This window comes from Rhodanobacter sp. A1T4 (assembly GCF_014207185.1).
Lineage (GTDB): Bacteria > Pseudomonadota > Gammaproteobacteria > Xanthomonadales > Rhodanobacteraceae > Rhodanobacter.
This window is the reverse complement of sequence record NZ_JACHCP010000008.1, coordinates 139,209-163,342: the sequence shown is the minus strand read 5'-3', so window position 1 is coordinate 163,342 and position 24,134 is coordinate 139,209. Positions and strand designations below refer to the sequence as shown.

General features: G+C 58.8%; 9 protein-coding genes. 2 read left to right on the top strand and 7 right to left on the bottom strand.

The genetic code is table 11. From position 1 onward, the window contains the following. Positions 1-363: 363 nt before the first annotated feature. On the top strand, positions 364-2,142 hold the full coding sequence (locus HDE80_RS16825; RefSeq protein WP_184604353.1) for a S53 family peptidase: 1,779 nt from the start codon (positions 364-366) through the stop codon (positions 2,140-2,142). Between the two features lie 206 nt (positions 2,143-2,348). On the opposite strand, the gene HDE80_RS16820 is transcribed toward HDE80_RS16825, so the two are convergent. Next, positions 2,349-3,275, bottom strand: a complete 927-nt coding sequence (locus tag HDE80_RS16820) for a LysR family transcriptional regulator (protein ID WP_184672822.1) — start codon at positions 3,273-3,275, stop codon at positions 2,349-2,351. Positions 3,276-3,418: 143 nt separating this feature from the next. Between HDE80_RS16820 and HDE80_RS16815 the strand changes: the two genes are divergently transcribed. Beyond that, the gene (locus tag HDE80_RS16815; protein WP_184672820.1) at positions 3,419-4,405 is read left to right on the top strand and encodes an MBL fold metallo-hydrolase; all 987 of its coding nucleotides are present in this window, start codon (positions 3,419-3,421) and stop codon (positions 4,403-4,405) included. Positions 4,406-4,616: 211 nt separating this feature from the next. Here HDE80_RS16815 and HDE80_RS16810 read toward each other — a convergent pair whose 3' ends face one another. The 6 genes from HDE80_RS16810 to HDE80_RS16785 all read right to left on the bottom strand — a co-directional run bounded on the left by HDE80_RS16810 (position 4,617) and on the right by HDE80_RS16785 (position 24,129). Next, positions 4,617-6,059 (bottom strand): substrate-binding domain-containing protein, encoded by a 1,443-nt coding sequence (locus HDE80_RS16810; RefSeq protein WP_184672818.1) that lies wholly within the window; start codon positions 6,057-6,059, stop codon positions 4,617-4,619. A gap of 474 nt (positions 6,060-6,533) precedes the next feature. Beyond that, a complete protein-coding gene (locus HDE80_RS16805) occupies positions 6,534-7,541 on the bottom strand; it encodes a beta-propeller fold lactonase family protein (RefSeq protein ID WP_221437669.1) in 1,008 nt (335 codons plus the stop codon). A 560-nt stretch (positions 7,542-8,101) separates the two neighbouring features. After that, positions 8,102-9,529: a substrate-binding domain-containing protein gene (locus HDE80_RS16800; RefSeq protein ID WP_184672814.1), complete on the bottom strand. Its 1,428-nt coding sequence runs from the start codon at positions 9,527-9,529 to the stop codon at positions 8,102-8,104. 346 nt (positions 9,530-9,875) lie between these two features. After that, positions 9,876-10,259 (bottom strand): hypothetical protein, encoded by a 384-nt coding sequence (locus HDE80_RS16795; RefSeq protein WP_184672812.1) that lies wholly within the window; start codon positions 10,257-10,259, stop codon positions 9,876-9,878. Between the two features lie 96 nt (positions 10,260-10,355). After that, positions 10,356-22,928, bottom strand: coding sequence for a filamentous haemagglutinin family protein (locus tag HDE80_RS16790; protein WP_184672810.1), 12,573 nt, complete (start codon positions 22,926-22,928; stop codon positions 10,356-10,358). Between the two features lie 589 nt (positions 22,929-23,517). Further along, positions 23,518-24,129 carry an OmpH family outer membrane protein gene (locus tag HDE80_RS16785; protein ID WP_184672808.1) on the bottom strand — a complete coding sequence of 204 codons (612 nt, stop codon included), beginning with the start codon at positions 24,127-24,129 and terminating at the stop codon, positions 23,518-23,520. Positions 24,130-24,134: the final 5 nt, after the last annotated feature.

Genomic DNA, 24,134 nt, shown 5'->3' with positions numbered 1-24,134 from the left:
TTTTGGCTCTGGTGCAAATAGCCGCAGCGAGCAATGAATGCGGCTATCTGATCACGCCATCGGATATTCAAACGTGCGCCCTACCCCCGATAACGCTTCCTAATCACCTGTCTTGCGGCGCCTGACTAATTGCGACTACTTCCTCATCAGAACCAACGATAAGGCGAAGTTATCGCACGCGCCGTACGCTCATATTCAATTGCCCGTATAAATGGCCAAATGAATTTGCTAGATTGAATGGGACGCTTTGCAAGGCGGTTGCACGAAGGTAAGGCGTCCGTGGGGAGCTCGTTGGGGCGCGGGGTAAAAGCCGCGATGAATTTTACAGAAGCTGGTTCAACTGACTTTGGGAGTATTTCCAATATGACGAATTTTGCAAACGGTATGTCGCGCACTTTTACACGTGGACGTCTAGCAGTGGCGTTGGCATTGGCGATCGGTATGCAAGGCCTGATGGTCGCCCCTGCTGCGCACGGCGCTGATGCCGCGGCGTGGGCGGCAACCCGCACGCAAGTGCCTGATACCGCCGATGCCGCCTTTAACGGCTATGCGGCGGATCAGGAGCTGGTGTCCATTACCGTAGCGTTGAAACTGCGTAACAAGGATGTGCTGGATAGCTATACCCAAGAGCTGTTCCATCCCGGTCCGTCCTACCACCAGTTCCTGACCAGCCAGGAGAGCGCGGCGAATTTCGCGCCGACCCAGCAGCAGGCCCAAGCCGTAGCGGATTACCTCACCCAGCAGGGCTTCACCCATGTACAGATTGCACCGAACCGTTTGTTGGTGACGGCTGACGGCACGGTGGGTGCGGCGCGCAGCGCATTCCACACCGAAGTCGGGCACTTTACCCGGAACGGGCATAGCGGCATTGCCAACACATCCGATGTCCAGGTGCCGGCGACTCTGAGTGGGCAAGTCGATCAAGTACTTGGCCTGCAAACGCTGCATCAGGCGCACACATTCTCGTTGCCGGCATCGCAGCTGCGTCCTGCCTATACCGTTGTTTCGGTGACCGGCAATTCGTCGGCGCACGCGTATTATCCGCAGGAGTTCGCCACGGTTTACGACGCGGGCAGCACAGCGGTAGCTACCAAGACAACGGTGGCGATCATCGGCTGGGGCAGCATGACCAATGCAGTGAACGACCTGACCCAGTTCGAAAGCGGTCAGAAGGTCACTGCCGTGCCGACTTCGATCGTCTCGACCACGACCAAGAGCAGCAGCGACGATAGCGGTCAGGGCGAATGGGGCATGGACGCGCAGGCCATCGTCGGCGTCAGCGGCGGCGTGCAGAAGCTGATCTTCTACACCGATGGTGGCACCTACAGCAGCACCAACGGTTCCAGTGGCGCCAGCAACAGCGGCCTGCTGCAGGTGATCAACAAAGCAGTGAGCGACAACACCGCCAAGGTGATCAACATGTCTTGGGGAGAACCCGAGTGCGACGGTGCGCCAGGCTTCGCGGACTCGGCATTCCAGCTTGGTGTAACGCAGGGACAGACCTTCTCAGCCGCGACCGGCGATAACGGCTCCTATCCTTGCCCTCTGAACGGTTCGGCTCCTGAAAACGGTGCTTACGGCAGCAAGACCACGCTCTCGGTGAACTACCCGGCGAGCTCGCCCTATGTAGTAGCGGCCGGCGGCACGACCCTGAGCACCAGCACGTCCGACGTCTACACCTCGGAGGCCTCCTGGCCCTACAGCGGTGGCGGCATCAGCGGTTCCGAAGCCACGCCGAGCTGGCAGTCGAGCAGCTATCCGCATCGTGAAGTGCCGGATGTGGCTTTCGACGCGGACTGGACGAATTCGCCGATCATCGTCTACTTCACCAAGAGCTCGACCTCAGGTATCTCGCAGTCGGGGTATTACACAAACGGTGGCACCAGCCTGGCCTCGCCGTTGTTCGTCGGTTCCTGGGCTCGCCTGGAGACCGCGAATAACAACGGTCTGGGTTTCGCCGCGCCGGCGCTCTATGCCTATGCAAGCAGCTTCCCGTTCCACGATGTCACCACTGGCAATAATGGCTATTACTCGGCCACCACCGGACGAGATAACGCCACCGGCTGGGGTAGTTTCGATATCCAGGCGGCAAGCACTTTCATTGGCGCAACCCCTGGCTTTATCACGGCCACCAATCCCTAAGTAATGCAGTAGTCGACGCCCAGGAGTCCGCTCGCTGCGGGCTCCTGGTTTTTTGCGCAGAAATTAGCAGGCGGTCAGTGACGGCCGTATTCTAAAGTCGACTGTCACTCAAAGCGGGGGATGTCGGTAGGACCGCGTTATGGACAGACATTCACCGCAGCCAGAGCACGACATGGCCCACGATAAGGCGGAAAGGGCTGGAGTGATTAGCCAACTCCTCTCAACACATCCCAGTACGCCGGGATTCCCACGGCCTGTTGAAGGTGCGCAATAAAGAGTTTTGACTTCACTTCATGAGAACGCCCTGGAAGACGGACAGCATGGATGGCCGGCCGGGCACGCTGTGAAGGCTGGGGTATATCGGCAAATAAAGGGATCAGCCGACCGGCCTGAATATCCTCGAAGACAAGCCAACTGGGCAATTGCACAATCCCCAACCCGGCCAGTGCCCCTTGGAGCATGCCTCCCTTGTCGTCGGTACGCAGGCAACCACTAACCGGAAGTGGCTGGTTTCGGTTGACACCTTCATAGCACCACGCTCCCGCCGCTGCCGGCATCGTTGCCACCGTGATGCAGTCGTGGTGCAACAAGTCGCCAGGTTCTTCAGGCTTTCCCGCATGCTCGATGTAGCTGGGACTCACACACGTAATTTGGCGTAGTGGCGCCAAGGTCACTGCGTGCAGATCACTATCGGGAAGCAAGCCAATACGAATCGCGACATCAAGGCGACGCTCTACGAGGTCAATGACTTGATCGCTGAGATGGAGCTCGATCTCCACACCGGGATAGCGCCTCAAAAAATTCGCGATCGCCGGCGCCAAATGCAGGCGACCAAAGATCGTAGGCGCCGTTATGGACAACAGTCCACGCGGATCGTCGTTGGCCGACGAGATGGCTTCTTTCGCTTCCGCGAGTTCGTTGAGGATGTTACGTGCGCGAGGCATGAACTGCTCACCCGCATCGGTGAGCACGACCCGACGCGAACTGCGGTGAAACAGCCGAGAACCGACTTCCGCTTCAAGCCAGTCAATTTTGCGTGTCACCGATGACACGGCAACAGCCTGCTTCTTCGCTACCTGAGAAAAGCTTCCGCAGGCGGCGACTGCCAGAAAATCATTGAGCGCATCGATCATAAGGCTTGCCATTCTATCCAAATATTATTGCGTATTTCGCAATAGATATTTGCATATTTTCTTATTGTTCCAATTATCGCAACGATACAAACTCTCGCCGACCGACAAACCCAACCCTGTCGGGCTAACGGAGAGCTCGCGCAATGAACCTCAAGTCTTTACCTACCCGCTTCCTTCGCAACACGGTGCTCGCTTTGGCACTGGGCACGTTCGGCGTTGCCTTCACTGCCGGCCCGGTGAGCGCAGCGGCACCAATGGTCAAAACCCAAGCGCCGGGTTTCTATCGCACCATGCTGGGCGATTTCGAAATCACCGTCATCAGCGATGGCACCGTGGATCTGCCCGTCGACAAGCTTCTGAGTGAACCGGCGGCACTGACCGATGCGACGCTCAAGAAATCGTTCTTGGGCTCGCCACTGGAAGTGTCCGACAACGCCTTCCTGATCAATACGGGCTCACGCCTGGTGCTTGTGGATACCGGTGCAGGCACGTTGTTCGGCCCTACCCTTGGCAAACTCATCGCCAACTTGCGCGCTGCAGGTTACGCACCCGAGCAGGTGGACGACATCCTGCTGACGCATATGCACCCTGATCATGTAGGTGGCCTCGTCGCGAATGGACAACGCGTCTTCCCCAACGCCATTGTTCACGCCGACCAGCATGAAGCAACGTACTGGCTCAACAAAGCCAACATGGACAAGGCTCCCGTAGATTCCAAGGGCTTTTTCCAGGGTGCCATGGCCTCGGTACAGCCCTACATCGACGCAGGGAAATTTCAGTCGTTCAACGGCAACGCAGAAATCGTACCCGGCGTGAGATCGATGGCCAGCCCCGGCCACACGGTGGGCCATACCGCCTACCTCGTCGAGAGCAAGGGCCAGGATCTACTGCTGGTAGGTGACTCGATCCACGTCGGATCCGTGCAGTTCAACAATCCGTCGATCACGATTGCTTTTGATACCGATGCGAAGGAAGCCGCCGACTCGCGAGCCAAAGTGTTTACACGCGCCTACAAGGACGGTGCGCTTGTCGGCGCCGCCCATCTCTCTTTCCCAGGCCTCGGTCATGTGAGTGCGAACGGTAAAGCGTGGCAGTGGATTCCGGTGAACTACACGACTGAGTTGCACTGATGGCAAACGTCGAAGCCTAACGTGGGCGAACATCGCTTACACGAAAAATCCGCGTAGGCACTGTTCCCTCTCCGCTTCTCAAAGTCCATTATTGGCTGCGAACGAACATGCTCACGGCGCAACGCACGCTGCATTTCGCGTTTTCAAACCAGTGAAAAAAGAGGAGAGAGCCATTTGCTCTCCCCTCCTATAGCTTTATGAAATGTGGAGCTTAGTGCAGGCAGGCACCCGGGGAGGTTGCGGTGAAATTGGTACCGGCATTGGTGATGTTCAGGAATGCCAGGCCTGTGCCCGGTCCGACGGTGGTTACTTTCACCGTCACTCTTCCGCCGCTGTAGGGAATTTCTAACAGATTCGCCGTGCTGGCCAAGTCCGTCGATAGATTGCCCTGGGCGTTACCCAGGAAATACGAAACGGCGACGATCGGATAGCTGGTCGACGGCACGATGCCACCGCGGCTACCGGCAATTGCATAATCCGCCGGCGGCACCAACGCGATGCATTGCGTGCTGGGAGGGGACGTGATTGCCTCGACCTGGGCGGTACCATTGCTGGCATTGGTGGGGTTGATGACCTCGTTGTAGACCACATCAGTGCTGCCGATGACAAGCGGGGTGCCGAAGTTGGCTGTCGGGCTCTTGCCGGCCACATCGGCAAGCTGCAGGGTCGTCAAGGCCAGTGCGAGGGCATTGGCTGTTTCCACGTAACCGACACTGCTGGCCGTATTTGCAATAGCCTTGGCTACATTCGCGTCGCCTCCGGAACCAGTCCAGTTGGCCGGCAGCGTCGTGAAGAAGTTGGAGGCTACGCCGCCCGTGCCGGTGAAGTTCTGGCTGGTTTCAAAAACGTTGCTGAGCTCCGCGCTGCCGCAGTTATTCGACAGATAGTTGCTGAAGCTGAAGGATGTGCCGCTGCCATCCGACTGGTACTGCACGTTGATCTCAGTGGCAGGAATTTCGTGGCCTGTAGGCAAGGTAAAGGCGCTGGTCAAACGTGAGTCACTCCACTCTGTGACCGTGCCTGAGAAAATCTGGCAGACTTGCACACTGCTGAAGTTCACTTCCGAGGCCGTGACTTGGGCGCCCGTGCTGTCCGTCAAATTGAAGCCAATGCCTACTGCGCCCGCAATGACCGGAAACTGCGTGGGCCAGTCGGAGGTGGAACCATGGCCGGTTTGGTAGTTGGACACATCCGTAGCTGTCAGCGGTGAATCGGCCGCCGCAAAGCTCGGCTGGAGCAGATCGGTGCGGCTCACTGCCGGAGCGCCGAAACCGTTGACGACACCATTGGTGTTCTTCGCACAGTTAGTCTGCACGCCATACGTGTTGACTTCGGTGTTGTCTCTGATGGTGCCTCCAGCTAGGACATCCTTGCCCGCGCCATCGCCGGTCAGGCAGTAGGAGACACCGGGGTTGCCCGTCTGTGTCGCATACACGCCGAAGAGCGAACCTGCAGCGATGGCGTAGTTTCCAGTGGTGCCATAAAACTGCAAATTGGCCGAGGCAGCATTGCCGCCCACATAGCCAACCGATGGCAGCGTCGCGCCGCCACCCACCAGCGTGCCAGCGTGAGCCGAGCCTGCGATGATCAATAATGCAAGAGCACTCCATGCCATCCTGGCACGAGCGATTTGCGTAGCATGTCCGTTAATCATGAGATATCTCCATTGCGCTTATCCCTCCGAGCTGAAGGAGTTCTATATATAGGCATGCGCAATGACAATACGTTGAAATATTGGCGTCCATAAATATGTACTTTTAATTACTTCAAATAAAATTCGTCCAAATTTCATATGCGATGTCATAAAAAATATAATCACCCGATCATCGCTGTTGCGGTTTGATCGACAGTGGCCATACTGTTGGGTGTACGGTCGCAAAAAGACGCATAGATGTACCCACTTCAGCTTTCTGCAGCGTGAAACGAGGGATGGCGTAACGTCGAATGCTGTACGTTCGCCATGTGGCGACACCGTTCATCGACAAGATCGCCGACTGCCGAGCGATTACCAAAGCGAATCAGCTATAAAAACGGCCATCTCGACAGAGATGGCCGTCTGTTTCTTCTCCCGGAATAACAGCATGTGTCAGAGCGTGTCAGCGAATAACGCCACACGCTTCATTCATCCTCAGAGGCAATCCGGCTGGGTTGCAACGGATGCAGGAGAGTTGCCAACGGCTACCGTAGTAGTCACCGTGTCATTCCTTGTGTCGATCACGGATAAATTAGCGGAATTAACATTGGCTACGTAGAGACGCTTGCCATCAAGGCTTAACGCTTCGGCCTGAGGAGCCGTCCCTACCGGCACCGTGGCAATCGTCTTGCCATTGATGGTGTTGATCACGGAGACGGTGTTGTCGTTGAAATTGGCCACATACAGACGAACGCCCAAGGGCCCTACCGCTACGGCATTCGCACCCGAGCCTGCCGCGAGCGTGGCGGTCACGGTGTTGCTGCTTGTGTTGATCACGGAGACGTCGTTGGAACCAAAATTGGCTACATACACTTGTTTGCCGAAGGGTCCGACCGTTACGCCAAAAGGATTAATCCCCACCGCTACCGTGGCGGCCACGGTGTTGGTGGCCGTATTGATCACCGAGACGGTGCCGTCTTGTTCATTGGTCACGTAGACGTGTGCGCCATCATGGCTCACCGCTATGCCGGAAGGGCTGTCTCCCACCGCTACTGTGGCGGTCACGGCATTGGTGGCCGTGTCGATGACGGAGACATTGCCGGCATTCGCGTTGGCCACATAAGCCTCTGCCCCATTGGGAGTGATCACGATGGCTGCAGGAGAGCTGCCTACCGCCACGGTAGCCGTCACGGTGTTGGTAGCGACGTTGATCACGGACACATTGTCGGAACTGAGATTGGCCACGTAGACTTGCTTGCCATTGGGGCTGAGCGCTACGCCCGCAGGATTGGTCCCTACCGGCACGGTGGCCATCACGCCATTGCTGGCCGTGTCGATCACCGAGACCGTGTTGTCAGTTTGATTGGCCACGTAAGCATTGTTGTTTTTGGCTGCAGCAGGCAGCGCGACACTTGCCATCAGCAGAGGAAGCACGCAGCGGCTCACGCCGGCGGACCACCGGCGCCCTGAGGCACGCGTCTTGAATCTTAGTTGATCAGTCATCATGGAACTCCTCAATTGAAAGTTATGGGCGCTACGCAGCGCCCGGCAAGAAACCATCTCGTTGCGTCGGTATTCGTACCGTTGAAGATGTCTTCACCGGGAAGCTTGTTTGTTGTTGCCCCCTGTCGCGCACGCCTCAGACGAGGACTGCAACGCGAAACATTTCATTGGTGCACGTGTTGTCGCTCAACGTTTACAGCGGTAATGCTCACGATCACTACAAGTGCCGATGCTTGCGAGACCCGCTCGTATCACACTGCGGCACTTGCAAACTGTGCGCTTACGCCATGAAGAAGGCATGACGAAAAAAACAGCTATTTATGTTAATTGCCACATTTTTGTCATTGCGACTTTTATTCGGATCGAATGAATCACGAGAACTCGAAATACATAACGTCCTCTGATCGAGAAGGCGTTTTAATAACGCAGCAATCGCTGCGACGACGTTAATGAAGGTTTCGGTTTGATGATCTTTGCTCGTGCCGCGTTTCGCGTTTTAAACCGGCAAAAAGAGGAGAGAGCGATGGCTCTCTCCTCTCGTGCTTTATGAAACGTGAAACTTAGTGCAGGCAAGCACCCGGAGAGGTCGCGGTGAAATTGGTACCGGCATTGGTGATGTTCAGGAATGCCAGGCCCGTACCCGCTCCGACGGTGGTTACGCTACCGGTGATGGTAGCGTTGTACGGTGCGTCCACCAGATTTGCCGTGCTGGTCAGGTCCGTCGATATATTGCCCTGGGCGTTACCCAGGAAATACGAAACGGCGACGATCGGATAGCTGGTCGACGGCACGATGCCACCGCGGCTACCGGGAATCGCATAATCCGTCGGCGGCACCAACGCAATGCACTCCGTGCTGGGGGGGCTGGTGAGTGCCTCGACTTGAGCGGTACCGTTGGTGGCATTGGTGGGGTTAATGACTTCGTTGTAGACCACATCAGTGCTGGCGATGGCAAGCGGGGTGCCGAAGTTGGCTGTCGGGCTCTTGCCGGCCACATCGGCAAGCTGCAGCTTCGCCAAGTTCAGTGCGAGGGCATTGGCTGTTTCCACGTAACCGACACTGCTGGCCGTATTTGCAATAGCGTTGGCGACATTTGCGTTACCGCTGGAACCGGTCCAGTTGGACAAAGGTAACGACGTGAAATTGGAGACTACGCCACCCGTGCCGGTGAAGTTCTGGCTGGTTTCAAAAACGTTGCTGAGCCCGGCGCTGCCGCAGTTATTCGACAGATAGTTGCTGAGGCTGAAGGAGGTGCCGCTGCCATCCGAGCGGTACTGCACGTTGATCGCGGTGGCAGGAATCGTGCGCCCCGAAGGCAAGGTAAAGGCGCTGGTCAAACGTGAGTCACTCCAGGAGGTGACCGTGCCCGAGAGAATTTGGCAGACCTGCACAGTGCTGAAGTTCGCTTCCGAGGCTGTGACCTGGGCGCCCGTGCTGTCCGTCAAATTGAAGCCAATGCCTACTGCGCCCGCAATGACCGGAAACTGCGTGGGAAAGTCGGAAGTGGAGCCATGACCGGTTTGGTAATTGGCCACATCCGTCGCAGCCAGCGGTGAATCGGCCGCCGCAAAGCTCGGCTGGAGCAGATCCGTGCGGCTCACTGCCGGAGCACCGAAACCGTTCACGACACCATTGGTGTTCTTCGCACAGTTAGTCTGCACGCCATACGTGTTGGCTCCGATGGTGCCCCCAGCCAGGACATCCTTGCCCGCGCCACTGCCGGTCAGGCAGTAGGAGACACCGGGGTTGCCTGTCTGTGCCGCATACACGCCGAAGAGCGAACCTGCAGCGATGCCGGTGCCGGTGCCGGTACCGAAAAATTGCAAATTGCCCGAGGCAGCATTGCTGCCCACATAGCCGACCGACGGCAGCGTCGCGCCACCACCGACTAGCGTGCCAGAAGCGTGCGAAAGTCCGGCTAGAACCAACGCGATAGCACCAACCACCAGCTTGGTGCGGGTGCTGAACTTAGTAAGTCCGAATCTCATGGTCTTTCCCCAATTACGCATATACCTCCGAATTAGAGGCCAGCACTTTGTACATCCCGGCAATGACAACGCCATTAAGTATTAATGTCGCCAAATATTCCAATTGAATTACACTATTTTTTATAGAACAAATCTGACATGTCATATTTTCAGTAATATATTTAACGTGCACCATTCGCACGAATATTCAAATTAAACTTTATTTTTATGACTAATTTCACGTTTTTCAATCAATATTGTTTTATAATCCTTCGGGGAGTTATATGTATCGGCATCTATCCAAATAAATCTCGTCTCACGTCCAATGAGGCGTGCGCGCATGCTTTGCATTGCTTTGGCGATTTGCCTACTGCGGAATGATGTACTCGCGCAGCATGGAGTAGATCTCGCGATCAAGACTGGCCTGCTGCATCAATACGGCAAGATCACTCTCCTGCATTTCGCTCAGCACGCAGCGAACAGCGCTACGTCTGCCCTCGGCGCACCAGGTGTTCAAAATGATGACAAGGGCTTTCAATGGAGATTTCCTCCCTTTGTATGCAGCGTCCTGACTGCGTTGCCATTGCTTTTCCAGCGAATACGTCAGGCGTGCGCTGAAAGCCCGATCCGAGACGATAAGCAATTGACGAAGCTGCTCCATTTCACAGGTGGCAAGCACCGACTCGGCCCTGTCGTACTGTCGGAAATTGGAAAGCTGGATGAGCGTTTCCAGGAGCGCACTCTGGTTCAATGTGAGTCACCTCAATCCATTGCTGTGAACCGGTTCACTGCGAAGGGAGCACATCGCCTCCCTCGATGTCGATTTCCGTGAAAGCGACGGCTACGACTATTCGGCGAGCCGTTTACGTTCGCTTTCGGTCAGCGATTGCTTGCGCGCATCGCTGAGATGTCCCGCGCCAAGCACTTGCACAGGACTGTTTGGGTCGTAGTCGCTGCCGCCACCCATGATGCTTGAGCTGCTGTCGCCGAAACCAAGCACCTCGACCGAGATGATCGATGGCAATTTGCTGAGCGCATCGTTCTGCTGCTGATTCACCATGTCCTGCGCCACCTTGCTCACCGCGCCAGCAGCGGCGCTGGCGGCGGTCAGCCCGCTGATGTTCACCGTCTGCGCTACCGGCACGCCAATCTTGCTGCCTTGCACCTGGATGTTGACGGCGTTCAGCACTTGCGCAGCGGCCACGTAAATGTTGCCGGAGACACGAATGCCCGCATCGCCGGCATCGACCGTGCCACGCGGCGCGACCAGGTAAACATTGCCCGCTGCTGCACCCGGAATGGTTTGCAAGGTGGCAATACCGGCACCGCTGACTTCGCCCTGGGCATCGATCAGGCAGAAAGCATCCAGGTCGCACAGGTACGTGGGCGGCGGTACTACCGCTACGGTTTTCGCACCCTGGCCCGCATTGATGTCGCCGTTGGAGCTCCAGATCACCATGTTGCCGCCCTGCTCGGTGAAGATGCGGCTTTGCGCCAGCAGCAGGCTGCGGTCGGTGAAGATATTTACATCACCCTGCTCCAGGGTGAGCACGCCCATGCTGTTGGGGCCAGCGACGACAGTACCGCTGGAGTTGGTAATAACGGGTGGCGCATCGACACTGCCGATCAAGGCCTGCCCGCCCGGACCCAGAATGTTGATGTTGCCGCCCTGCTGGGTCTGGATGGTGGAACTGCGAATATCCAGATCGCCCGTATCCACCGTTTGCGCTTCGCCATTGAGGCCGCCCACGCCCGTACCATTGTCGGTGTAGCCGAGCGAAGCGGGAAACAGGCTGGAGATGGCGGCATAGCCGCGCACGTATTGATGGTAGTAGGGACTGCTGGGGTCGTTGTAATCCACACCTACGTCGGCCAGCAGCTTGAAGAACTCCTGCTGCACGAATTGCTGTTGTACATAGGTAGGCAATTGCTGGAAGGCGGACTCGGCCTGCGACGTGGTCAACACCACGTTGAGCTGATCCTGGGCGAAACCGGTATCGACCGCCTTGCCGTCTTCCTGCTGTTCGGTGAATGTGAGCAGGTCCGGCAGCAGGCTGCCGAAACCATCCACGCCATTGGGGTTACTCAGATACTGGGTAAGGAAGTTGCTGGTTTCGATGCCAGGCCCCACACCGAACAACACATCGATGCTGGCGCCATCCTGCGGCAGATAGGGGTTGAGCGCGTTGCCAATGGTTTCGATACCGGTTGAACCCTCGAAGGCACCTGCGTTGAGAATATCGGCCTGGCTGGTCAGCGGCCCGATATTGTGGCCCGCCTCCACATCCAGCGTGCCTACGCCACTCAGTTCAAGCACAGGTAGCAACTGGTAATTCAGGCCCGCAGGAGTGAAAACACTCAACACATTGGGGTTGTATTCGGTATCGTAGATACTGCCGCCCGCCGCGATCCGAGTGATATCCGATGCATGCGTTTGCTGGCCGATAAACGAAAGATCGACGATATCCTGGCCCGCGTAGACCAGCGCCGGCTTGTCCGGCTCGATAAGCACTTCGTCCATCTGGATGCCATTGGGTGCCGCCGTGCCGTCAGTGATGCTGCCATTGAGCGCATAGATGCGTACCGGCGTCGTGTCGGCGTCATGCAGTCCGGCTTGATGCAACTCGCTCGATAAATAACTGGCAGCTCCCTGGTCCAGATAGCTCTGCGCGGATACATTTGCGTAATTAGCAGAGGAACCTTGCGGCTGCAACGGCGAAGGCAATACTGAGGCATTCGCATCGATCAGGCCAAAGCTCCGCGGGTTGCCGCCGCTGCTGCTCTCAATATCGTAGTTCTGCCCGGTGAATTGGATCGAATCGGCAGCCAGCAGGCTCAGATTACCGGTGGTGGAGGGATACAGACCGCCCGCCGTGAGCACATTGATATTCCCGTTCAGCGCGGCGAAATCGAGCGTCGAGGGCAGTACGCCGAGGTCAGTGTCGCTCACATTGTCACCCAGTACCTGGGCTTCCCAGGCGAGGCTGCCCAGCGTGAGGTTGCCGGAGGCGGTTATCGCCTTGACCGCCGAACTGGCGCTGTAGCTTTGCTCATCCGGGCTTAGATTCTCGGGAGAGGCATAGGACGGATCGAGAATATCCGCGATATCCACACCGTCGCGGGCTTGCACGGTCCACTGCGCATTCTGCAACGCAAGCAAGGTGGAAACAGGTGTTGCGCCGCTGATCGAAAATCCGGCGGGACTCGTACTACCACTCGGTAGCACATAAGAAAAATCGGATCCGATCGAGCCGCCAGCGGACAGGCTGCCTGTTCCATTGGCGACGAAGTAGCTACCGCTAAGAATGTTGCCGCCCGCGCTGACAGTCAGATTACCGCCGCCCACGGTGGTGATCGCAGTATCAGCCGCGTTGGCGTACCAGGTCGTGGGCAGCGAGACCGAAAGATCACTGATATTGCCGCCGGCGGTAACAGTGACATTGCCGCCCACGCTCATCACACCCTGATCGAAATTGGCGAAATTGATCGACGAGCTGGTGGCGCTGTTGCCGGTTTCCAGCCACGGCCACCAGAACTGGCCGATAAACGTGCCCGCCGTGCCGGTGATGCTGCCGGTGGTGTCGTAGACCTGCTCGATGCCATTGATATTGGCACCGGCACTCAGCACAACATTGCCCGCATTGGCGGGATTGACCTGGCCAGTGACCAGCCAATCGGGTACGACTCCATCGTTAGAGGGGACGACTGCCGTCACCCCGGTGCCTGCCGCGGTTCCCGTCGCTGGTGCGCCCGCCGTGTAGACCGCAGCAGGCGCCATGGAATCCTGCCAGTCGATATCGCCTGCCGCCACGATATCGATGGAGCCGGTACCGGTGCGCACCACGGTCGGGAATTCCAGCGTTTGCCCGTTGCCGCCAGCAGCGGTGTATTGCACGGCGAAGTCGCCGTTGAGATTGACATTGCCCGCGCTGGTGTTCGCGACGACGGAAAGCGGGTTCGCACTGGAGAAATTGGCGCCGGCGACCCATTGGTACGTGCTGCTTGATCCGCCCAGCAAGGTGGCCGAAGCCAGCGAAACCGGATTGCCCAGGCTTGGCATATTGGACGGCGAGTTGTTTGCCGCCTGGGGGATGAGAATTGCGCCACTTATGGGCGAGAAGGGCGCATAGAAGAACTGTGAACTACCGCTACCATTGCCCAGATTGGAGACGACATAGTTGTAATAGGCGTCGTATCCATTGATATAAGTGCCGTAATCCGTCGAATACTGCGCGTAACTGCTGGCCGCCTCCGAATTCAGAGGCGAGAGCAGAGGCGCCGGAGTCTGAATCTGTGCAAACGGAAGGTTGAGGGTGGCATCGTCATTACTGCTGTTGAAGTTGCCGGTCAACCATTGCTGATAGGCCGTCACATAGGCGGCGTAGCTCGCATAAGCACCGATCTGCGGCCAGGACAGGTTCTGCAGATTATAAGGTAGGAAAGCGGCCACATCCGCCTGGTTGAAGGCATTCGACCAGGTTCCGGGTTGACCTGCGCCGACGGTCTGGATATAGGTCTCGTAGTTTTCGTAGTAGGCCGTGGATTGGTTTGGCTGCGGAGCAGTTACCGGTTCGTAGAAATTGGGACTGCTGAGATTCGTTATGTCACTTGGATTAAGATTTATACCGAGGGTAACTGGGTTATAGAAAAAGGTCACTCCGCCATTCCACAGATAATAAGAAGTTTCGTATCCGTCCTGAACTTCGAGACTGTCGTTTTCCAGATAGTTGATCGTGGCGTCATACAAATGCAAATCCGTGGCATACAAGGAATTACTTCCGCCTGCCGTTGGTTCTGGAACGGCGAGCGCAGTCGATGCCCCATCATTCTGCTGATAGAAACCATCGCTGACGCTGGCATCGATATTCACGTTGTGCAGAGCTAGCACCGTCAGCGTGGGCGCGGTGCCCGAAGCAGAAACGGCAGGATTGGCGCCATAGCGATACGCTAGCTGGATCGTGCCATCGGCTGCGATAATACCGGCGCCCAGGTTCCAATTGGTAAGTACCGAGATGTCGCCACCGTTGATGGTCGCATCGGGATTGATCAGCTCGATGCCAGGGCTGATCTGCAGATTGGCAATGCCTGCGTAGCGATTGCCGAAACTGTAACCCGGCTGCTCCACATAACTCATCAGCGTGCCCGGATCGCCGGCGTTGCCGCCGGCATAGCCGTAGAAGTCCTGATGCGCGGCGTTGACTGCATCCGGCACGAAGTAGTCGTTGCTCAGATAGGTTTGCAGCATTGCGGCCGTGGTGGGCGCCGTCAGCGTACCGCCCGCCGCGTTGTACCAGGTGCCTGCAACCATTTGCACCGGGGCGCCGGGAACTAAGCTTGCGTACCAGCCGGCAGGATCGATCAGGCCATCGAAATGTTGGGCGGCATTGGAGCTGGTGTCATCCGTGCTCCACGCCGCATACGGCACGATGGACACATTGTCGGCGCCAGTGATCGTTGCATTGTTGGCGAAGGTGACCGGCACATCGCCATTGGCCAGCAGCGGCGCGCGCAGGCTCACTATGCCGCCCACATTGGCGGAGCTGCCGGCAACATTGACGATCGCATTGGGTCCGAACGTAATGCAGCCTGCACTGCCCGGCTGCACGTTTTCGTAGCCATACGTGGTGTTGAGCGTGCCATCCGGCGTACCGATCGTGCCGATCTCCACGATGCCACCGAATTGCCCCGGCACGCTGCTGGTAGCGAGCAAACTGCCGTTGACGGTGACGCCATTGCGACCATACAGCTCGATTTCACCGGCGGCGTTGCCGGAGACGTTGACCGTGCCTTCGATATCCACCACGCCGGCATTGGCGTTGATGGCACCGCTGCCGCCATTGGCGGTCAGGTATACATCCTGCGCCACCAGGCTTTGGCCGGCGGAGAGCAGCAAGTTGCCGGCACCGCTGGTGATGGAGATGCCGCCGGTGGTGCCCGCGCTGCGCGTTAATTGCGCCAGTCGATCCAGATCCAGCGCGCCGCCGCTACTCAAGCTGAAATCGCCGCCCCGATAGCCGCTGACAGCGCCACCCTCAAAGGTACCATTCAGCGTCGCGAGATTATCCGCGGCAATGCTGAGGCTGCCGGCCGTGCCGCCCAGCGGCGCGCCAGCGAAATTCAACACCGCACCGGAATCCACGATCACAGAACCCTGGTTCGAGGTGAGCGCAAGGTTGCCACCCGCCGCATAGCTCGTGACGTCGTAAAAGGTTTTATTCACGCCAGCAGCGTCGACGTTGGCGCCGCCGGTAAGCGTGAGGTCGCCGCTGGTGGCAGTGAGACCAACTCTCCCCGCCAGTGCATCCACGTGCGTGCCCAGGGTAAGCGTGCCGCCGCTGAGCGCCAGCGTCCCGCCCAGATTATTGTCGGTCAGCGCAGTACCACTACCGTTGGCGCTGTTGACGGCGAAGCTTCCCGTCGTGGTCAGCGCGGTATCGGCGCCACTTTCGGCCAGCAGGATCGGTGTGTTGAAGCTGACATTGGCAGCGCCGAAATCCATGCCACCGTTGCCTTGGCCGGTGATGCCCTGGCCGGCATTGGCGGTTACGCTGGCAAAGCCCTGTATGACACTGTTGCCAGCGGTGAAATCCAGCTCGTTCGCGCTGAGCGTCAACTGGCCCGAGCCCGCTGCAGACACAACGGTTCCCGTGCCGACGGCATTGCCTAAACCCAGGGTGCCCGCCTTGATGCTGACCGTGCCGCCGTCGCTGACATAGGCATCGGCGTTGAGGTCGAGGGTCTGCGGCAGATCGATGCTGACATTGCCCAGAAAGTCGATGGCGCCGCGACTGTTCAGGGTGACCTGGCTGGCATCGTTGAACAGGCTCAAGGTGTCTGGGCCGATCACCAGGCCGCCAGTGGCGGCCGTCGCGCCGCTGCCGATAAAGCTGATCTGGTTGGCGGTGGCCTGGATATTCTGTGCGGTGAATATCGCGTTCGGATCGACACTCGTCGCGCCGGTGGTATCCATGGTCAGCGAACCGCCGCCCTGCACGGTGGCGCCCGCCTCAATGGTGAGATTGCCCAGGGTGGTTCCTGAAACATCATCGCGGGTGATGGGGGCTACGCCGTTCTGCGAGACACGCAGCAGCGCACCGTTGCCGCTGACGGCGGCAATACTGGCGCCGCTGCTGTTCGTGCCCGCATCGCTGCCGAATAACAGAGGCGTGGTATTGGGTATGCCGGCCCCTGTCGCAGCGAGGTAACTGCCCGGCTGCAGCACGATGCCTTGCGCTCCCGGATCGCCATTGCCGTTGACGACCAGCAGGATCTCCTGCCCTTGCAACGGATCGGCGCTGTCGTTGGACAACACCACACTGTCGGCGATACTGGTGAGCTGGTAACCGTCGCTGGTGAGCTGACGGGTGCCGCCCAGTATCAGGCTGCCCGCGCCCAGCGCAGTCAACTGATCGGCGGAGATCTGCAGATAGTTGCTGCCCAGTGATGTGGAATCGGCCCCTGTCACCTGGATCGCCTGCGCCGCGATGTCCACCATGCCAGGGCGCCCACCGTTGGCGGGCGCATTATCCAGGGTGGCGTTCAACTGTAATTGCTGAGTCGCGCTCAGCACCAGATGCCCGCCATCGGCAGGCAGCGATGGCGTGACCGTACCGTTGCCGGCGGCCTGCTTGGTGAAGTAGCTGTCCGCGCTGGTAAAGGTGTACTGCGAGTACTGCTGCCAAACCGGCGCCGACTGCACCAGGAAGGTGGTATTGGTGGATTGATGCGCACCGTCCAGGGCATCCGCGAAATAACCCGTGATGCTTAGCGTGCCATCGGGCAGCACAGCATTCTGGCCCAGCACGCTGTTCTGCGAACTGGTGTTCTGCACCACGCGGTAGGCGCCCGGCAAGGTCGCATAGCCGGCCGGCAGCAGGGTGTAATAGCCGGCAGCCAGGCCGGCGATGCCGGACAGGTAAACCGATTCGCCTACGGCCGGGCCGGCGCCTGTATCCGGGGCGTTGGTCGTGGCCGCATCCTGCGCGCTGACCGGTGCGTTATAGCCAGGCACGATCGCATAGATCGCCCGCCCGTCGGCGTATTGCGGCACCTGCACGCCGGCGGTGCTGTTGGCATAGCTGGTTTCGTATTGGGTCAGTACGTTGACGCTGCCACCCGTGCCCGGCACCCATTCCGATGCCTGCAAGGTGCCACCACCACTGATATCGATGGTAGCGCCGTTGTTCAGCGACACGTTGTTACCGGCAATGGTGATGGACTTGGGCGGCGGCGCGGTCAGTGGCGAAACCGCAAAGCCGGGAGCGCCGGCATAGTTCCAGTCCAGGCCATCGGTGGTGCTGCCATAGGGTACCGTTTCGCCATCGAGCGACACCGACGTGAGGCTGCCGGCGCCGAGCGTGACACTTTGCGTGGCGACCAGCGTCCGACCGTCAATAACAAGGCCGAAGGCGGCCTGCGTGGCACTGGGGTTCTGTACCCCAATGATGAGGTCGCCGGAAGGCACCCAGACCGTACCGTTCTGGACGATGTTGTTCGCATCCAGCAACAGGCTGCCGCCCGCCGACAGCGGTGCGCTGGCGGTGCCGTTGCCGAGGATGGTAAGCGTGGTGCTGAGCGCCTGGCCCTGGGCGTTGGTCAGGCCCGAAGGGTTGGCGTCGATTGCGAAGGCGTAATTGGTGACCGGGTAAAGCTCGGCCGCCTGCAAGGTGATGTTGCCGGTGCTGAAGAGGGAACCGGGAAACACGCTGGCGTTGGCGTATTCAAGGTCGATGGGTTCGTAGAAGCGGATGGCGTTGCTGGCGGCGAGGTTGCTGTTGGCCCAGCCCTGCAAATTGATCTGACCGCCAAGATCCATGAAATCGGCGTGGATGTCCAAGGTGCCGTCACCCGCCACCGGGCTGTGTTCGGCCACCGTTACGCCTATAAGGCCGGTAACTTCTACATAGGGCGCGCTGATCTGTACCGTGCCATCGCCCGAGTTGTAGGCACTGGTGCTGACGTTGGACAGGTTCTTGCTGCCCGCTGGTAACGCGGTAAATGTCGACGCATACGCTTCAAAGCCTTTACCCAGCGAGAGAGCGATATTGCCGGCAAAGCCGATTGGTACAACGGAATAGAAATTGCCATTGTTGATGGCTGCTCCCGCCAAAACATTGGGACCAAGGCTGAGGCTGGTAATGCCCGAACCATCCAGGTGATCCAGCGCGAAATACAGCACGCCGGCATTGGCAGTCCCCGCTATCTCGCCACTCGGCTGCAGGCCAGAGCCGGGCAGTAGCAGACCAGATTGCTGCAACACGATGGCCGTGGCGGCAATCGGTTGATAGTCGGTCGGCGCCCCCCCCATACCAACGATTTGCAAACTTCCGCCTTCGGCCCTGGAACTACCCGCCTGCGCCAAGAGGCTGCCATCCGCGTACAAACCTGTTCCAGCGCCCAGCACGATCGAACCGGCATCGCTCCATACCGGCGTGGGTACATAGCTGGTTTCGGCGTTGAACGCGCCATTGGCGACAGGCAGGTCATAGACATCGGCGCCGCCCGACACATCGATCAGACTGCCCTGCTGGGTAACCACATAGCCCTGGGCAGAGGTCAGGCTGACACTGCCGCCGTCCAGCACCAGACCGGTGCGAGGGATATAACGCGTCGCCAGTCCGAGGCCCTGATTGTCGCCGGGCACGACCGCCGCCAGGGGATCGATCAGGGATATCCCGGCAGTATTCAGGACCGCATTCGATCCCAGCCACACCTGCGGCACGTTGGGATCCTCGGACACTGGCGTAGTAGTGATATTGATGGTGCCGCCAGGCGCATCAATCGTGCCGTCCACTGTGGTGGACGCAGCCCCCGCCAGCATGATGTTGGCTGCCGCATCGGCGGAAATCACCGCCCCATTGCCCATCGTCAGCGCGCCGGTGACACCGGAATACATCGCGGGGACCCTCACACCACCGCTTGTTTCGTAATTCAGATACAGGCCCGCGTTCAATGAGAAGCCAGAGCCGTTGGCGTCGCGGGAGAGATAACGCAGATAGGGCGCCAACTGTCCTACGCTGACATAGGCGCTATCGGTCGACACACTCTCGCCATAGATGTCTGTGCCGGTGGGCGCGGCCAGCAGCGCACTGACATTGGGCAGCAGATTGTCACGGCTGATCTGCACCATCGCGCCGGGCGCGATATTGGCGTCGGTCAATGACGTAATCGCGTAGTTGTCGAAACCCTGGCCCGCAAAGAAAGAGGGCGACAGATACAGGCCATTGCTCAGCGCCAGATCGTTGGCATTGCCACCGATCTGGACATCGATGGCCTGCAAGCTGAGCGTGCCACCGCCGCTGAAACCGTAGGCGCGCAAGCTGCCGTCCAGCACAAGCTTGCTGCTCCGCCCGAGGGATGCAGGCAGGAACGAATCTCCGGCGTTGAAGCTACGCCCCCCCTGATCGGCGTAGTCGATGAGACTGATACTGCCGCCACTGCCATCGGGTACACCATTGGTCAACTGCAACTGACCGGTGCTATTGACATAGCCGCCGCTCGATGCGTCGAGCAGGCTGCCGGACTGCAGCACGATCGCACCGGTTTCATCGGTTTGAACTGCAGGACTGCTAGGTTGGTCCCGAAACGCGATATCAGATTGGTCCTGAATGAGACTGATGCTGCCGCCGTTGATGTAGCTATCGCCGATGTAATTGCCGGCCGAAGCGTGCGCATCGTTGATCCATAGCCCGTCGGTACTCAGCACCGCGCCGCTGGCAATGGTGATGTCGCCGGGCACGAGCGTGCCAGCAAGGCTGGTCGGATCGACAAAGTAACCTTGACCCGATCCCGTCAAGGTGATCGCGCCCGAGGGTGCGCTGATTTCACCCAGGATGGTGATGGCGTTTGCCGCAAGCTGAACCGCCCCCCCCGGCCGCACGCTGAGCACGGTGCCAGCCTGCTCCAGAATCTCGCCACCGATGCCCACTGAGGGGCCGCTAGTGTTAGTAGCGTTCGAAGTGGAACTTAGGTCTAGCGTGCTGAAGCCCCCCTGCTGCACCAGATTGGCCGAGACCGGCACCCAGCGCGACAGGTCATATGGGTTGGTGCCGGCGAGATCGTCGTTGCCAAGCACGACCGACCACGGCGTATCGACCTGGAAGCCTGGGTCGATCTGCTCAATCGGCGCTACCGATTGCTGCAGCAGGATGTTGAGCCCAAGTGCCTGACCAGCCGTGTTCGTCCCATTGACCACGCTGATATCCAGCATGCCGCCGTTGGGCTGCGCGCCCTGTACTACCTGATTGCGGCCAGCAAACGCCTGCGCGCTGATCTGTCCATCCAGCGTCAGGGCATAGCCCGTCGTGATATTGAGCGTGCCGGCGTTGCCGCCTTGGGCAAAGCCGTTGTCCCAGCGCGTGGCGCCCGTCAACAAAGGATTGCTGAAGTTGGTGCTGACGCCCCAGCGGTTGTCGATAACATCGTATTCGCCGGCGAAACCCACATAGTCCAGATTGGGATCGGCGTCGGCGATATTGTAGACGCGACCATCGGAGGCCAGCAGATTGGGCGTGGTGATCCAGCCGGGCTGATAGGCAACGTAACCGCCATCCAGGTTCAGTTCGGCGCCGCTGCGCACGATGACCTGGGTACCGTTGAAGTTGATGGTGCCGCCATTGGTCATCAGCTGGTTGACGGTGCGCGGTACATCGTCGACATAGCCGGAAAGATTGAGGACAGAGCTGCCTATCCAGGCGAGGCCGTTGACCGTGGTACCGCTTTGGGTGCTGTCTACCGTGAGGTTTTCGGTATGGTAGAGGAAGCTATCGCGCAGCAGGGGCGAGTTGGCCAGCTCGTTCTGGCCCACCAGTGGAATGGTGACCAGTAGCGCCGAGATCGGCAATTCGACATTGGCCAGCCCCGAGACATCGATGACCGCGCCATTGTCGACATAGACGCGGCCACCCAGCGGATCGGTGTAGCCATTAGTGAGATCGTCCTTGGCATTGATGGTGAGAATGGCATCAGGCGCTTCCAGCAGCGAGCCAGACTGGAAGTCAATGATATTGCCGCTGAGGGTGAGGCTGCTGCGGGTGAAGGCGGCGGTAGCCGCGGCGGTGGACGTGGTGGTCGCGCCATCTTCTTCCGGCAATACCGCAGTGATGGAGTTGGGGCCGAGTAACAGCGTGCCGCTACGAGGATATTCTTGGCCATAGTAATCATCCTGGGCGTTCAGAACGATGCTGCCCGGATAGTTGAGGCTGGTGGAGGCCAGTGCAACGCCATCCTGGGTCACGTTATAGCCGTCCATTTCCACTTCGCCGCGGCGTGATTGCAGCAGGCCGGTATTCGTGGCGGTGCCTTCCGGGTAGCTCGAGATCGTTGCCAGGCTCCCAGGCCCCGAGGGCACCACGGACAACGGCAGCGTGGTCTTGGTCGCATTCAAGTTTACGAATTCTGCGCCCGCCGCCAGGATCACCTGCCCCTGGTCGTCGACGATGCTGCCGGCATTGGAGACGTTGGGCGCGGCCAGCAGCACAAAACCTTGCGTGCCGCCGGTGATGGAGGCGCCATTCTGCACCACCACATCGTGGTTCTTGCCGTCGGTGAAAACGCCGTTGACCAGGAAAGGTGTAGCGTTCGAAATGGCGTTGATGCCTCCACTGAGAAATTCGCTGTTGCTGGTGGCAAGGTCGCTGCTGAAAAGATCCAGCGAACTGGCGATCAGCGACTGCGTATTCACCTGGCTGCCGGCACCGAACAGGATGCCGTTGCGATTGAGCAGATAGACCGTGCCTTCGGCCTTGATCTGACCGAAGATCTGACTGGGCACGCCGCTGGGATCGACGATGCGGTTCAGCACGATCCAATTGTTGTTGGAGCCGTTGGTCTGGTTGCCGCCGCTTTGATTGAAATAGAGCGTGGTATTGCGACCGACGTTGAAGCTGTCCCAGGTCAGGATCGCTTTCTGCGCGGTCTGCTTGACCTGTACGGTCACCTGCCCATTGGCCGTGGATTGCGTCGGCGCGTTGGCGTTCTGCCATAGCGTTGGATCCGTGGCCGCGGCGGCGGCCACCTGCAGGCCACCCTTGACCAATCCATTAGGCACCGGCGAACTCAGTTTCTGCGCAGCCTGTTGTGCTGCTTGCTGGATCGCTATCTGAGCGGCGACGGCCTGGGCGGCATTATTGAGGTTAGCCAGCGACTGTTGCACCGCCTTTTGCTGCAGCAGTTGCGCTGGTGTCTGCGCCGCTAGCCCCTGAATGGTCGACCCGGGTACGGTATTGACCGCTGTTTGCGCCGTTGTTTGCCCTTGCTGCTGCGCTAACCATGCTTGACTGAGTACCGGCGGTCCGCTGGCATGTGCCTGCATGGCTGCCAGCGAGAGGACCGATGCGATCGCGGACGCCAAGGGATGTCTGGCGCTCATCGTGCGCGACGATGGACGTAGACGTTTGCCTGAACCGATCGGTTGAATCACGAGAACATATCCCCTGGTGTATGTCGCACAACACAAAGCCAAGCCTTCGGCGGTTAGACCGATGTCTGCGACACCGACTGAACCATGTCATCAAAATTTAATGTGCACTGTCGTTTTCGTTTCACACCGGTTTCGCATGACGTCGCGCCATGAGCGAATTTGTGGCAATAGGAAGTCAGCATTCACGTCTAGTGAACGCCAATCGGAAAACCAAACAACGTTGTTGGCGGCGGCGCTGGTGGTGGTCGCTGTGGTGTCACTGAATGGCCGAGATGATTTCCCATCCGGTTGCTCAGTGCGGAAAAATTAAACTGCCCGACCTGGCGATTACTCGGTTCGCGTGTCACGGCGTCGAGTTCGCTCGCTTGACGGGTCGGCGATCTGTTGTCCGCCGACATCAATTGACGATTGAGGCAATCGTAAGACAGCGCTTGGTGACCATTGACGCTCACGTCTACGCACGACGCAGCGACGCCTGGCGGCACATCGACACTGGGCTCGACCTGCCCGACTGCCGGTGCCGCTGCCGCACAAAGTAGGCACAGTATGTGGACGTGAATCCGCATCGCCGATACCACCTCGGTTCGAATCAGGGTGACGAACGCGTGTTATTGCCTGCCGGAGGTGCTTCCAGGTCGAACGAGATCGTCGTGACTTTCGCATCCACACCCTGCACGACCACTGCCGTCAAATCGTTCGACATGTTGCCGCCCAGCACAACATTACGATCGAGCAACAAGCCGCAACCTTTGCTTTGATAAACGCTATTGATAACCGGCTGCGCGTCCTGCGCGATGCGAGCAAGTACTTTCACGCGCGTCGCTTCCACTTGCTTGGTGACTGTGGCGGCATGGGCCTGCATCGTCTGTACACGTTGCGACAAGGCCTGCTCGCGCGCCTGACGCTGATCGGGGCTTAGCGACGCAGCTTGCGAACGGAAAGCCTGTACGTCGGCATCAATCGGCTTTCGTTCTCCATCGAGCTCGGCCTGCGCCTGATCGGAAAGTTGCTTCAATCGCGCGGAAGCTGCCTTGCCGATCTTGGCATTGGCGAATATCGCCTCGCGAGACAGCAAACAGACCCCTGCGACGGCCGGACCGCTTGATGATTGGCTCGCGCTGTTCTGGGCATGCGCAGGCGATACCGACGTACTGCCAAAAATTACGCTGGCAACCATCAACAAAGTGATATCGAAACGCATGGCAT

Coding starts and splice junctions, on each gene's coding strand:
- HDE80_RS16810 (WP_184672818.1), bottom strand. CDS start 6,059: ATGATTAACGGACATGCTACGCAAATCGCTCGTGCCAGGATGGCATGG.
- HDE80_RS16820 (WP_184672822.1), bottom strand. CDS start 3,275: ATGATCGATGCGCTCAATGATTTTCTGGCAGTCGCCGCCTGCGGAAGC.
- HDE80_RS16785 (WP_184672808.1), bottom strand. CDS start 24,129: ATGCGTTTCGATATCACTTTGTTGATGGTTGCCAGCGTAATTTTTGGC.
- HDE80_RS16825 (WP_184604353.1), top strand. CDS start 364: ATGACGAATTTTGCAAACGGTATGTCGCGCACTTTTACACGTGGACGT.
- HDE80_RS16800 (WP_184672814.1), bottom strand. CDS start 9,529: ATGAGATTCGGACTTACTAAGTTCAGCACCCGCACCAAGCTGGTGGTT.
- HDE80_RS16815 (WP_184672820.1), top strand. CDS start 3,419: ATGAACCTCAAGTCTTTACCTACCCGCTTCCTTCGCAACACGGTGCTC.
- HDE80_RS16805 (WP_221437669.1), bottom strand. CDS start 7,541: ATGACTGATCAACTAAGATTCAAGACGCGTGCCTCAGGGCGCCGGTGG.